Origin of the sequence: Pseudophaeobacter sp. 1A16562, from assembly GCF_041008785.1 — a bacterium.
GTDB classification, from domain to species: domain Bacteria; phylum Pseudomonadota; class Alphaproteobacteria; order Rhodobacterales; family Rhodobacteraceae; genus Phycobacter; species Phycobacter gallaeciensis_A.
This window is the reverse complement of record NZ_JAXGFT010000006.1, coordinates 57,858-71,469: the sequence shown is the minus strand read 5'-3', so window position 1 is coordinate 71,469 and position 13,612 is coordinate 57,858. Positions and strand designations below refer to the sequence as shown.

The following is a 13,612-nucleotide window of genomic DNA, read 5'->3' as shown; positions in this document are numbered from 1 at the left end:
CGCGGCGGACAGGGTCACTTGTTGCCGCCACCAAGCCAGCGGCGCAGCCTGCTGCGGCGCTCCGATATGGCGTCGCCAGCGGCATAAAGGCTGTCTTCCACATCATCGATCATCGGGTCGAGCCGGTTGCGGCGGAAGCGGCGCCAGCGCACGTAGATGGCCCAGAATAGCGCCGCAATCAGTACTAGGATCAGGATGCTGACCCAGTTCAGAGGTTTGTCATCCGGCCCAGAAACAGGCTTGATCCCCACTGCATTGGGAAAGGCCGACAGGAATTCGTTGCGCCAACCATAGTGCAGCACCGCCACCCATTCCGGCGCGGCCTTGTTTGAGATCGCGTCATTGGCCTCGGTATACAGATTGGCGGTGTCGAATTTGAAATAGGGCGGCCAGTTCCAACCGGTGTCCTCGTTCCGGTAAACGATCGCGCTGCCATCGGGACGCACCGCCTGAATGAACTGCACATCCCGGTTGCTCTGCTCGGTCGACTGGGTGTCGGGCGTCGACCAGAACATCCGCGTCCAGTCATTCAGTTCCTGACGTTCCTCGTAGGTGTTGACGATCCGCACCACGTCATACTGCGGCAACGTATAGTGCAGGAAGGCCCCGAACAGCAGCCAGACGGTGATCAGAAATCCCCATTTGATGTAGCCCATAAAGGCCTCCTATCTGAAATTGACCATATAGATCAGTGTCGCAATCAATCCCAGCGGCACCACATAGACAAGCAGGATCAGCCGACGCCGGAACGAATGGTCATACTGCCGCAACCCCCGCTGGATGAAGGTCGCGCGATCTCCGGTCAAGCCCTTCTCGGCCCAGCGGCGTTTCAGTTTAGCCCGGCGCATTTCCCGCGAGTAGAGCGACACGGCGCCGTAAACCACCGTGAGCCCGATCATCAGAAAGAAAAACAGCCGCAAAAAGCCTAACATCACCGCCCCCAGCCCCAACGCGGCCCAACCCTGCGGCGCTGCCCTGCGGCAGAGCCCGGCCAATGCGCTGGCTTACCCCTTCGAACATAAGCGTTTTTGCCGCGATGCCAATCCCGCCGACCGCACAAGGGCGCAGGGGCGCCCGCCGCCCATCCGAAGCAGGCAGTTCGGGCACTGGCTTAGTTTTGGCGGGCTTTCTTCAGCACCAGAAAGGTCATCATCCCAAAGGGGGGCAGACTTTCCTGCTCCTTGAGGCTGAGCGTCTCTTCGCCAAGGATGGTCCCGATCTCGAAATCGGAATGCCAGCCCAGCACATTGGCAAACGGGGCCGATATCTTCTCAAGCGAGGCGAGAACGCCCTGGGTGCTTTTGAAATGGTTGCTGATCACCACCTCGCCGCCGGGTTTCAGCACCCGGGCGATTTCAGCCATCACCTTTTGCGGCTCGGGCACCACCGACAGCACATGCATCGCCGCCACCGTGTCAAAGGAGGCATCGGGAAAATCCAGATCGCGCGCATCCATCTGCCGCAACCCGGCGACATTGGCCAGCCCCATCTCGGCCACGCGGGTTTCCGCCTTTGCCAACATTTCGTTGCTGAAATCGATGCCAGTGACGCACAGATCCGCGCCGTAATGTGGCAGCGACAGCCCGGTGCCAACGCCAACCTCCAGCACGCTGCCGCCGCGCCGGTTGATATAGTTCACGACCCGGCGCCGCCCGGCATTGGTAACCGCCCCGAATGTCCTGTCATAAATTGGCGCCCAGCGCGCGTAGGATGATTGAACCGCCTTCAGTTCCAATCCCGTGCCTCCCCGTTTTCTTGTTACCCGCTCAATCCGGTACCTTTCGGATCAGCCCCCAGACCACCAAAACCACGTAAACAAGGCACAACACAACCAGCGTCGTCCAAGCATAGGTCAGAACCGCCGCCCCGGCAAAGGCACAGCCCACCAGGAAATATTTCACATTCTCCCGGCTGATCTTCACCGCCTTGGGCGACCAAGTCGGGATGCGACTGATCATAAGGAAACCTATGACAACCATGTGAAAGCAGATCAGCAGATCCGGAACGACCAGCCCGCCGGAGAAGGAGAAGGAGACGAACATCGGCAGCATCGCCAGTAGTGCCCCGGCAGGCGAAGGGATGCCGGTGAAGTAGCCAAGGCGTTCGCCCACGACCGGCTCATCCGATTTCGCCGCCACGTTGAACCGCGCCAGCCGCACCACGCAGCAGACCGAGAACACCAGCACCGAAATCCACCCGGCGCTGCGCATATCCTGCAAGGCCCAGAAATAGATCACCAGCGGCGCCGCGACGCCGAAGTTCAGGAAATCCGCGAGCGAATCCAGCTCGGCCCCCATCTTGCTGTCGCTGCCCAAGGCCCGCGCCAACCGCCCGTCAAGACCATCCAGCAGCGCTGCCAGCAGGATCAGCTGCACCGCCAGCACGTAATTTCCCTGCACCCCGAACCGGATCGCCGACAACCCCGCACAGATCGCCCCCACCGTCATGATGTTGGGGAGAAGCTGGATCAGAGCGAATTCATTCTTGGTCTTCTTGGGCAGATCGTCCATGGGGCGGAGGTCAGTCTATAAGGCTCGGTTAGGGATCCTTGGGGCGGCACAGGACTGCATAGCCCCCTGCCCGCCCCAGCCTGCACAATACAGGAGGGTTCCCCCTCCTATGCCCGATTGCGAGGGAGCGTGCAATGGGAGGGGTCGGAGAGCCGTTTCCACCATAGCCCGCCAAGGCAGGATGGCGGATGATCACTTTTTAAATATTACAATGATACTCATGTTATCTCTGGGGCGAGCTGAATCACGGTTGTTTTGTTAACCGTTCAACGGGACAAGAGACTGAATCTCATATACGACCCGAGGACTTGGTTCATGTATCGTCTGTTGGACTGTATCACCCAGGAGCATATTTATGGCCTGGTTGCCGTGGCTGCTTTTATTTGCGTCATCGGTTCGGTTCTCTCCACACATATGTCCACCCGTTTGACCCAGTGGACGGGCATGCGCCGCCTGGTTCAGCTGCCCCTTGCCGGTTTGATCACCGGGGCCACGATCTGGTCGACCCACTTTATCGCGATGCTGTCCTATGACCCGGGCTATGCGCATGGGTATGAACCGGTGCTGACTGGCGTATCGCTTCTGGTCGGCGTCATCGGTTCACTGGCTGCAAACGCTGGGCTGGCCTATGCCCGCAGCCGGATTGCGGCCTGTGCAGCGGGGGCAGTGTTCGGGCTGACCGTGACGGCGATGCATTACACTGGCATGAACGCCTATTTGCTCCCCGGAACGATTGTCTGGAGCCTTCCGCATCTGGTGGCCTCTGTCCTTCTGGGCGCGGGTGTTGGCGCACTCAGCTATGGTTTGATTGTCCAACGCCTGGGCGGGGTGGCCGGGCGGCTATGGCCAGCGGGGGCCATGGTCCTGGCGATCTGTCTTATGCATTTCACCGGGATGAGCGCCATCGAGATCCGGCTGGATTCCTCAATTGAGGTGCCGACCGAGACAATTTCGGATACCGCCATGGCCATGCTGATCTTCGGAGTGACAGGGATCATTCTGCTGATCGCCATCGCTTCTGCGAGTATTGAGGTCAATCTCGAAGGGGAATCCCGTTCTCAACTCACTCATGCGGCCCTGCATGATCCGCTGACCGGCATGCCCAACCGGATGTGGCTGACCCGCAAACTGGATGCCCTGCAGACGCAGCTAACTGAAAATGAGACAGCAAAGGCGGCGGTGCTGACGATCGACCTCAATCTGTTCAAGGAGGTGAATGATCTGCATGGCCATGCGATAGGAGATGCAGTGTTGCGCCGGGTTTCGCAGAGCTTGAATGAACAAAAAGGCGAAGGCGAATACATCGCGCGGGTTGGCGGTGACGAATTTGTCGCCATCAAACTGGGGTTCCGCCGCATCGAGGAGGTGCAGAGCTTTGCAGAGCGTCTGCACGCCGCCATAGTAGAGCCCATCGACCTGGAGGAAGTCTCGTTGCGGGTCGGGGCGTCGATCGGGATTGCATCGACGCTGGAAGACGGGCGTGATCCGAACCAGTTGCTGCATAAATCGGATGTGGCGATGTATCGGGCCAAGTCAGAAGCAGACACGCCGATCTGCCAATTCGACGAGGAAATGGACCGCCGTAGCCGGGACAAGACGCAGCTGGTGCATGACCTGCGTCTGGCGCTGCAGAACAATGAATTCGAACTGGTGTATCAACTCCAGAACACATTGGAAACGCTGGCGCCGGTGGGGTTCGAAGTGCTCTTGCGCTGGAACCATCCGACGCGTGGTCGGGTGTCCCCGGATGAATTCATCCCGGTGGCCGAAGAAACCGGTCTGGTGCGCGATATCGGCGCCTGGGTGCTGCGGGAGGCCTGCCGCGAGGCGGCGCAATGGGATCACCCCTACAGCATTGCCGTCAACGTGGCGCCGCAACAGCTGGTCCAGCCCTCGTTTGTCGAAGACGTGATGGACAACCTGTTCGAAACCGGTCTTGACCCGCAACGCCTTGAACTGGAAATCACCGAGGCCAGCATCATCGACGATCAGGCGCATACGCTGAAGGTGATGCACAAGCTGAAAGAGCTGAGCATTCGCATCGCCATGGATGATTTCGGCACCGGGTATTCGTCGCTGTCGATGTTGCAGACCTTCCCATTCGACAAGATCAAGATCGACCGCAGTTTCGTTCAGGACGTGCATAAAGACGCACAGCGTGCCGCCATCGTGCGCTCCACGCTGCTGCTCGGGGCTGCCCTCGACATTCCGGTTCTTGCCGAAGGGGTCGAGGTCGAAGACGAACTCAGCTTCCTGCGCGCAGAAAGCTGCACCTCGGTTCAGGGCTTTTACTTCGGTCAGCCGATGACCCGGGACGACATGCGCCGGATTGCCTGCAATGCGGCAGTGGACGGCGAGAAAAACGCCGCATAACCCCTGGACTGCGGCCTGCCTGCCCCAGCCTCCCTGATATGTTCATTTCCTTGGCTGGAAATTGTGTAGCACCACAAAAATACCTGGCTGATCTGGAAACCGCAAAACAGCCTATGGCCGCAATGCACTCTTTACGTTCGCTCGAGTATCCTAGTGACGGAAAGGAGACCAACCATGCAATTTCCAGCATCATATTTGATTAACGTAAAGTTCTTCGATGTAGAGGCTATGAAAGCCCAGCAACCACCGCCGTCGGACGCGTTGCTACAACTTAAAGAGAGGTATGAAGCAAGAGCCGAGGCGAAGACATCTGAGATATCCCAAGCGTCTCAAATCGCGGAAGGCTATGATCGGATGATCAAAATCGCCGTGTCCCTGGGCGGATCCATAGGCGGGGTTGACGTTGAGAAACTCAAGGCGGGTAAGGAGGTATCCGTCCAGGAGGCACGTTTTGCCGATGAAAACGGGTTCAACCTTCAGGTCAACTCGCGTTCAGTCTCAACCTACAAGTCAGTGCAGGCGGATGGCGCAAATCCGGTCAACTTTTCCAGCAAAGAGGAAGCTCTGCAGTACGCGAGCAGGACTTTGTCTGCGTTGCAGCGCTTTGCCGAGGCCATCAATACCTATGGCAATGGAGTTCCAACCGTTGGCGGAGAGTACACCGGTACGAACTTCGAGCCCGTTGAAGGGTATGATGAGTTCAATGCGCATATGAAGATGCAGGAAGCACGGACGCAAGATAACTTGGAAGCCAGCAGAATGCGTCTCGTCGTGGAATCCGAGATTCTCTCTGCAACATTCGGGATCGACGAGCCGATCTTTGAAATCAAAGATGGGCAGGTCGGGATCCGTTCATTTGACATGACCTACCGCGGCGAAACCATTGCACATTCTGCCGGTGGCAACATGGCCGAGTATAGTGAGAACGGCACCCTCAAAATGGACAAGAAAGTCTGAGGCGCCCCCCCACGGCTCTGGACGGGGCTTGCCGCGATCGGAGGCCATCATTGTCTCAACCGGTGAAATACTCGCTCTGCCTGAGGGATGCACAGCCTGTGTACGGGGGGTGTCCGGATGTCACCCCCCGACTCTTGAGCCTTTCGGCCCCCGTTACGCGACCACGTTGAACTCCGGACCGTAGGGGTATCCGGTGATGTTCTCGTTGCCATCCTCGGTGATCACCAGGATGTCATGTTCGCGGTAGCCGCCCGCGCCGGGGTTGCCTTCCGCGATGGTCAGCATGGGCTCCATCGAAATGACCATTCCCGGCTCCAGCACCGTGTCGATATCCTCGCGCAGCTCCAGCCCGGCCTCGCGCCCGTAGTAGTGGGACAGGACGCCAAAGGAGTGCCCGTAGCCAAAGGTGCGGTATTGCAGGAGATCGCGTTCTTCGAAGAAGGCGTTGATCTTATGGGTGATTTCGGCGCAACTGGCGCCGGATTTCAGCAGCGAGATCCCGTATTCATGGGCGGCGACATTGGCCTCCCAGACTTTCAGGCTGTCAGGGTCGACCTCTCCGACGAACAGGGTCCGCTCTAGCGCGGTGTAATAGCCCGAGATCATCGGAAAGGTGTTGAGCGACAGGATATCGCCGCGCTGCAGCTTGCGCGCAGTCACCGGGTTATGGGCGCCATCAGTGTTGATGCCCGACTGGAACCAGACCCAGGTGTCGCGGTATTCTGCATCGGGAAAGCGTTTGGCGATCTCAAGCTCCATCGCATCGCGCCCCGCCATCGCCACGTCGATCTCCCGCACCCCTTCGCGGATCATATCGCGGATGGCATAGCCGCCCACATCGGCCACGGCAGCACCGGCGCGGATCATCTCGATCTCGGCAGCGGATTTATGCATGCGCTGGCGCATGGTCGGCTCGTAAAGATCAATCATCTCAGCCGGTTGCAGAAAGGCTTCGAGCTTGCCCTTTTGCAGCAGGGTCAGATGATCGCTCTCGTAGCCCACCGTTGCGCAGGGGCCAGAAACCGACAGGATCGCACGCCAGAAATTGTCGCGCTGCCAGTCGGTATAGGTGATATTATCGCAGAAAGAGCGGCGCCAGGGCTGGCCCGCGTCGATGCCTGCGCTGATCGTGACGGCGGCATCGGCGGTCACCACAAGACCGTAGGGACGGCCAAAGGCGCAGTAGGTAAACCCCGAATAATACGAGATATTATGCATCGACGTGAAGACGGCTGCGGTGACGCCAGCCTGCCCCATGATCTTGCGCAGGCCCGCAATGCGCGCCTCATACTCGGCCACGGGGAATTGCAGCGGCGCCTTTTCGCCATTGTGAAAACGGTACATGTCAGGACGTGCAGTCATGCTGGATCCTTCCTTTGCTTACAAGAAAGGTCCCGGCGTACAGGACAGATTGTATATGTGATCAGGGTCCCGTGGAATCGGCTCCACGCGGCGACGCCATCGCCCGGCCCTGATCCCAGACATGCTGCGGAATCGGAGCGCTGGCAAGTGTTTTCTGCGCCGCCCTGTCATGGTCCTGGTCCCGGTGCGGCGCAGATCGGCAGGGCTGCCTAATTGACGATCAGCGCCACCAAGTCGCTGTCGGGATCCGCCAATGGATCGATGACGTTGAAATGATGCTTGCCAAAGGCAATCACATGATCGGTCGCCCAGGCATCGGTCAGCCACTGCGCCTGATCCAGAAATGCCGGGCGTTCCTCGGCGCCGACCCAGACGGTGACCGGTACGTCATAGCGGTCCTGCATCTCGACCGGGCTTTCGGCCTTGGCGGCCTCGGCATCCATCTTGAATTGCTTGTTCATCGAGGTTCGCAACAGCGGCAGCAGATCCGACAGCGGCGAAATTGGGATCACTGTTTTTAGGCGCGCCCCTACATCCTCGGGCAGCAGCGCCCGGTCCAGCATGCGGGCGACCAGATGCCCCCCGGCAGAATGCCCGGCCAGGGCGATGGGGCCGTCCACTTCTTCGGCGATATGTACCACCGCCGAGGCCACCTGCCGGGTGATATCGGCAATGGAGACATCGGGGCACAGGTCGTAGGACGGCATTGCCACGGCCCAGCCATGCGCCAGCGGACCTACCGCCAGATGCGACCATGTGCTTTTGTCAAACCTCAGCCAGTAGCCGCCGTGCACGAAGATGAAGACACCCTTGGGCGTACCTTCTGGCAGGAAGAGGTCGAACTTGTTTCGATCGCCTGGACCATAGGGGATGTCGATCTGGGCACGCTCGTGCAGGCTGTTTCGGAAATCCTCGGCCGAGGCATCCCAGCGCGGCGGATAATCATCGGCCCCCGCGATATAGGCTCCGTTGGCATAGGCGTCGTCCAGTTCCATGGCAGTCTCCCCGGTTTGTTGTTTTTGCCAAAGTGACGGGCTGCGCGGGACAATGTCAAACAGCTAACTGAAGCGGCGGCATCCGGCCCTTCTGCTTAGCCTATGCCCAGCGTCCGGCAGATTTATGATCAAATTCTGGACTCATCGAAGGTTCTGGACATATGAATGACCAGCTGATTTGCATGCCTGCAAATAATCCGGGGAGACACCAATGCTGACCAAGAACACCGAGCTGAAGTCCCTTTTGAAGGACCCGACCCTGCTGGAAACCCGCGCCTATGTGGGCGGCCAGTTTGTTGACGGAGACAAGGGCACCTTTGATGTCACCAACCCCGCGCGTGGCGATGTGGTTGCTGAAGTTGCCGATCTCAGCCGCGCGCAGGTTGCAGGTGCCATCGCCCAGGCCGAAGCCGCACAGAAAGACTGGGCCAAATGGACCGGCAAGGAACGCGCGAATGTCTTGCGCAAGTGGTTTGACCTGATGATGGAAAACCAGGACGACTTGGGCACCATCCTAACCGCGGAAATGGGCAAACCCCTGGCCGAAGCCAAGGGCGAGATTGCCTATGGCGCATCTTTCATCGAGTTCTTTGCTGAGGAGGCAAAGCGGATCTATGGCGAGACCATTCCCGGCCACCAGCGTGACAAACGGATCACCGTCCTGAAACAGCCCATCGGGGTTGCCGCCTCGATCACGCCGTGGAACTTTCCCAACGCGATGATTACCCGCAAGGCCGGTCCGGCGCTGGCCGCAGGCTGTGCCTTTGTCGCCCGCCCGGCCGAGCTGACGCCCCTGTCGGCCACCGCGCTGGCGGTTCTAGCGGAACGCGCAGGCATTCCGGCGGGTGTGTTCAACGTGGTCACCACCTCGGACGCGCCGGAAACAGGCCTCGAATTCTGTGAAAACCCGGCGGTGCGCAAATTGACCTTCACCGGCTCGACCCCGGTTGGCCGTCTGCTGCTGCGTCAGGCGGCGGATCAGGTGATGAAATGCTCGATGGAGCTGGGTGGCAATGCGCCCTTCATCGTCTTTGACGATGCCGATCTCGACGCTGCTGTCGAAGGCGCGATCATGTGCAAGTTCCGCAACAACGGCCAGACCTGCGTCTGCGCCAACCGGATCTATGTGCAGGCCGGTGTCTATGATGAATTCGCAGCCAAGCTGAAAGAGGCGGTTGCCAAGATGAAGGTCGGTGACGGCCTTGAGGACGGTGTGCAGTTCGGCCCTCTGATCAACAACAAAGCCGTTGAAAAGGTAGAAGCCCATCTGGCAGACGCCACGGCCAAGGGCGCCGAGATCATCCTGGGCGGCAACCCGTCCGAGCTGGGCGGCTCTTTCTTCCAGCCGACCATCGTGACCGGCGCCACCACGGATATGCAGTTTTCGACCGAGGAAACATTCGGCCCGCTGGCGCCGCTGTTCAAATTCGATGACGAGGACGAGGTCATCGCCATGGCCAATGACACCATCTTTGGTCTCGCCTCCTATTTCTACGCCAAGGATCTGAGCCGGGTCTACAAAGTGGCCGAGGCGCTGGAATACGGCATCGTCGGCGTCAACACCGGGATCATCTCGACCGAGGTCGCGCCCTTTGGCGGCGTCAAGCAGTCGGGCCTCGGGCGCGAAGGCAGCCATCACGGCATCGAAGATTATCTGGAGATGAAGTACATCTGCATGTCGGTCTGATCCGACCCACAGAGGTTCAGAACATCAGGACTGGGGTCCGTGACCGGCAAGGTCGCGGACCCTTCTTCGTATCTGCACACGAAAAGCCTCGACCGCCCCTGCCTGCCCCGGAAGGCGAGGCAGAACCGGCTGCGACATGGCGAAATAGCTGATCGCCCCCAGAAGATCGCAAACCGCTGCCAATGCGGCCGCGGGCGGCGCGGCGCGCCAGGCCGGTGCATCCTGCACCATGGCCACCAGTTCCTGCAAAACGGGCCGCAGGAACCAGCGTTCGGCGGGCTGGCCTTCCTGTCGGTCATCCAGCAGCTCCCGCAGGATCAGGCGGCTGTCGGCAGGATTGAGCAGCCCCTCGCTCAGATAGGTTTCGAAAAACATCTCAAGCCGCTGCTCCGGCGTGGCATCAGGGTCCTGCGCCTCCATCAGCATCAGCATCATGCGATCCGCTACCCCTTCCAGCACCCGCTCATACAGCGCGTCCTTGCTGCCGAAGTGGTGCAACAGTGCCTGTTTCGTTAGTCCCAGTTCATCGGCGATATTGGCAATCGAGGCGCCATGATAGCCCCGCGTGGCAAAAAGCTGCGTTGCGGCCAGAACGAATTCGTCCGGACGATTTGCGGATCGTGAGGCAGGGCGAGAGGCAGGGGGCATGGCGGCTCCTTTCCAGCTTCTGATAGCAGAAAAGGACCCTCCCTACCATCCGGTCAGCCCTAACTATGAGACGCGCCAAACGCAAAAGCCCCCGCGCCCGGCATCCGGACACGGGGGAAGGAAGGCCGCCACGGGTAGGACGGCGACCTCGGGGAGTTTCAAAGCAGGGAGAACCCTGTGCGGGGAAGGATCAGTTGACCTTCTGCGCTTCCAGTTCGGCGCGCTGCGGTGTGGCAGAGCTGATCTCGATCCGGCGCGGTTTCAGGGCCTCGGGCACTTCGCGCTGCAGGTCGATATGCAGCATGCCATCCGCATGGCTGGCGCCGGTGACGCGCACATGGTCGGCCAGTGTGAAACGGCGCTCGAACGCGCGGGTGGCGATGCCGCGGTGCAGGAAGGTCCGGTCCTCATCCGCTTCGGCCTTGCGGGCCGACACGACCAGGGCATGTTCCTTCACCTCAACACTGAGATCGGCTTCGGAGAAACCGGCGACCGCAATCGAAATGCGATAGCTGTCGGCATCGGTCTTTTCAATATTGTAAGGGGGATAGCTGGGCTGGCTTACATCGTTGCTGAGAACCCGGTCCATCAGGTCCGCGATCTGGTCAAATCCCACGGTCGCACGGTGCAGCGGTGCAAAATCAAAGGTACGCATATGTGTCATCCTCATCATTGAGCGATATGTACATTGCCCTCCCACGTCTGGGGCAGGGCGTTCATTTCCATCGGGCCCCGCTTGGCGGCGACCCGACACAATCGAGATAAGGACTGCATCGCGGGTTTCAAGAGGTTGGCAGGGCGCGGAAATATGCCCCCGCCTGAGGCCTACTGGCGGATGAATTTGGCGCCACTGGTACGGCGGCCATCGCCGACCTGAACCCGGCCCACACCGGGCGGCATGCGGCTGCCGATATGGGTGCCGGTCAGCTGCGCCTGCAACAGATCCAGCCCCTCGCCCAGCGCCGCGCCGAGCGACACCCGCTGGCCGTTCACCTCTGCCTTGGCCGAGACCACCGAGACGATGCGTGGTGTTTTCCCGTCAAAGGAAAACACCGGCGCTCCAGAGGAGCCGAAATCCACATCGCAGGACATCACAAGAACCCCCTGCTGCTGTGCGGTGACGGCGCAGACCTCCTGCAGCGAGGGCACTTCGGAGCGATCATGCGCATAAGACACCACGCCAATCCGACTCCCCCTGCGCGGGCGCCGGTCGGTCTCGAACGGGATAACGGTGGTGTTGCGGATGGGGCGCTGCAGCTGCAACAGCGCGATATCCTTGCGCACCCGCCCGGTCGATACCTCGCCATCATAGACATAATCGGGGTGGATCACCGCCCGGCGCACCGAGCGATAGGCCGAGGCGCGGCCATTGCGCCAGCCGGCCAGAAACTCGATCGTCTCTGGGGCGATCCGCTGACCGGTCCGCCCATCAAACAGACAATGTGCTGCTGTCAGGACCAGATCCGGCGCGATGAGCGAGCCTGTGCAGAAGCCTTCGCCATTGACATCGAGACGGCCAACCGCCTCCCAGGCGCGGCCCGCATCCGTGGTGTCGAGCCGCTGAAGTCGGCTGTCACCAGCCGCCACAAACGCGGGCAGCAGCGCCGCCAAAATCCCGAAAACCCAATGCCGCACGCATGTCTCCCTGCTCACCCTGCTTTCAGGATAGGAATCTGTTGGGGCGAAAATACGGCAAGGGCCGCGCTGATACAGCCCGGCCCCGCAAAAAATTTACCACTGTGGGATCAGCGCAGGATCGGCACCTGATCCTCAGCCGTGGCGGCATGCCCGTTCCCATCGGTCATCGCCGGCGGTTTCGGACCACCCGTGGCCCAGTCCAATAACTCAACCGTATGTACGATGGGCAACTTGGTGCCTGACCCAATCTGCATCATGCAGCCGATATTGCCAGCGGCGATCAGGTCGGGGTTCTTTGCCTCCAGCGTTTTCACCTTCCGCTCTTTCAACTGCCCCGAGATCTCGGGCTGCATCAGGTTATAGGTCCCGGCCGACCCGCAGCACAGATGACTGTCGGCAGGCTCCACCACCTTGAAACCAGCGCGTTTCAGCAGGGTCTTGGGATGCGTCTTGATCTGCTGGCCATGCTGCAGAGAGCAGGCCGCGTGATAGGCAACGGTCAGCCCCTTGTCGCCACCTTCGGGCAGGTCGAGTTGCATCAGCAGCTCGGAAATATCCATTGCCCGTTCCGATACCCGCGCCGCATCCGCCGCCAGCGCATCATTGCGGAACATATGGCCGTAGTCCTTCAACGTGGTGCCACATCCCGAGGTGTTGATGACGATGGCATCCAGCCCCTGCCCGTCGATCTCGGCACACCAGGCGCGGATGTTCTTGGCCGCGGTGGCGTGGCTTTCGTCCTCACGGCCCATGTGATGGGTCAATGCCCCGCAGCAGCCCGCGCCCTTGGCCACGACCACTTCGCAGCCCAGCCGGGTCAGCAGGCGGATGGTGGCATCGTTGATATCGGTGTTGAGCGCCTTTTGCGCGCAGCCCGTCATCAGCGCCACGCGCTTCTTGCGCGGCTCTGCGGGGGTGAAGCTTTGCGGATCATCGTTGCGGCTGACCGGCGGGATGTCCTTGGGCGCCATGTCCAGCATCGCCCGAAGCCGCGCATCGGGCACCAGCCCTTTGAAGGGACGCGCCAGTTTCGCACCGAACAGCGCGAGGCGGAATCGGCCCGGATAGGGCAGAATCTGCGCCAGAACCCAGCGCAGCGCCCGGTCGGTAAAGGGGCGTTTGTAATTCTTGTCGATATAAGCGCGCGCGTGGTCAATCAGGTGCATGTAATGCACGCCCGACGGGCAGGTGGTCATGCAAGCCAGGCAGGAAAGGCAGCGGTCGATATGCTTGACCGTCTTTTCATCCGGCACGCGGTTGTTTTCCAGCATGTCCTTGATCAGGTAGATCCGCCCACGCGGGCTGTCGAGCTCATCCCCCAGAACCTGATAGGTCGGACAGGTCGCGGTGCAAAATCCGCAATGCACGCAGGAACGCAGGATCTCGTTCGAGCGCTGAATGCCGGGATCCTTCAGCTGGTCTTCGGTAAATTCAGTCTGCAT

The 13,612-nt window shown here is 60.3% G+C and carries 13 protein-coding genes; 3 read left to right on the top strand and 10 right to left on the bottom strand.

Features of this window, described 5'->3' with window-relative positions; genetic code table 11:
• Positions 1-14 precede the first annotated feature (14 nt).
• The 4 genes from SM764_RS10130 to pssA form a co-directional block, all read right to left on the bottom strand.
• Positions 15-656, bottom strand: a complete 642-nt coding sequence (locus tag SM764_RS10130; RefSeq protein ID WP_368948476.1) for a DUF1523 family protein — start codon at positions 654-656, stop codon at positions 15-17.
• A gap of 9 nt (positions 657-665) precedes the next feature.
• Complete coding sequence (locus tag SM764_RS10125; protein WP_369001707.1) at positions 666-932, bottom strand: hypothetical protein; 267 nt, start codon at positions 930-932, stop codon at positions 666-668.
• Between the two features lie 179 nt (positions 933-1,111).
• Entirely contained in the window at positions 1,112-1,735 is a 624-nt protein-coding gene (locus SM764_RS10120; RefSeq protein ID WP_369001706.1) for a class I SAM-dependent methyltransferase, read from the bottom strand.
• 31 nt (positions 1,736-1,766) lie between these two features.
• Positions 1,767-2,510 (bottom strand): CDP-diacylglycerol--serine O-phosphatidyltransferase, encoded by a 744-nt coding sequence (gene pssA / locus SM764_RS10115; protein WP_065271682.1) that lies wholly within the window; start codon positions 2,508-2,510, stop codon positions 1,767-1,769.
• Between the two features lie 315 nt (positions 2,511-2,825).
• On the opposite strand from pssA, the gene SM764_RS10110 reads away from it, so the two are divergent.
• Positions 2,826-4,883, top strand: a complete 2,058-nt coding sequence (locus SM764_RS10110) for a putative bifunctional diguanylate cyclase/phosphodiesterase (protein ID WP_369001705.1) — start codon at positions 2,826-2,828, stop codon at positions 4,881-4,883.
• Positions 4,884-5,057: 174 nt separating this feature from the next.
• Positions 5,058-5,840: a hypothetical protein gene (locus tag SM764_RS10105; protein ID WP_369001704.1), complete on the top strand. Its 783-nt coding sequence runs from the start codon at positions 5,058-5,060 to the stop codon at positions 5,838-5,840.
• Between the two features lie 153 nt (positions 5,841-5,993).
• On the opposite strand, the gene SM764_RS10100 is transcribed toward SM764_RS10105, so the two are convergent.
• Positions 5,994-7,202: an aminopeptidase P family protein gene (locus SM764_RS10100; protein ID WP_369001703.1), complete on the bottom strand. Its 1,209-nt coding sequence runs from the start codon at positions 7,200-7,202 to the stop codon at positions 5,994-5,996.
• A 209-nt stretch (positions 7,203-7,411) separates the two neighbouring features.
• Complete coding sequence (locus tag SM764_RS10095) at positions 7,412-8,197, bottom strand: alpha/beta hydrolase (RefSeq protein ID WP_369001702.1); 786 nt, start codon at positions 8,195-8,197, stop codon at positions 7,412-7,414.
• A gap of 211 nt (positions 8,198-8,408) precedes the next feature.
• Here SM764_RS10095 and SM764_RS10090 point away from each other — a divergent pair, with 211 nt between their 5' ends.
• Complete coding sequence (locus SM764_RS10090) at positions 8,409-9,884, top strand: NAD-dependent succinate-semialdehyde dehydrogenase (protein ID WP_369001701.1); 1,476 nt, start codon at positions 8,409-8,411, stop codon at positions 9,882-9,884.
• A 24-nt stretch (positions 9,885-9,908) separates the two neighbouring features.
• Here SM764_RS10090 and SM764_RS10085 read toward each other — a convergent pair whose 3' ends face one another.
• From SM764_RS10085 to glcF, 4 genes are all read right to left on the bottom strand, one after another.
• On the bottom strand, positions 9,909-10,532 hold the full coding sequence (locus SM764_RS10085; protein WP_369001700.1) for a TetR/AcrR family transcriptional regulator: 624 nt from the start codon (positions 10,530-10,532) through the stop codon (positions 9,909-9,911).
• 190 nt (positions 10,533-10,722) lie between these two features.
• Entirely contained in the window at positions 10,723-11,187 is a 465-nt protein-coding gene (locus SM764_RS10080) for an Hsp20 family protein (RefSeq protein WP_065271688.1), read from the bottom strand.
• A gap of 170 nt (positions 11,188-11,357) precedes the next feature.
• A complete protein-coding gene (locus SM764_RS10075) occupies positions 11,358-12,167 on the bottom strand; it encodes a trypsin-like serine peptidase (protein ID WP_369001699.1) in 810 nt (269 codons plus the stop codon).
• 110 nt (positions 12,168-12,277) lie between these two features.
• On the bottom strand, positions 12,278-13,612 hold the full coding sequence (gene glcF / locus SM764_RS10070) for a glycolate oxidase subunit GlcF (protein ID WP_369001698.1): 1,335 nt from the start codon (positions 13,610-13,612) through the stop codon (positions 12,278-12,280).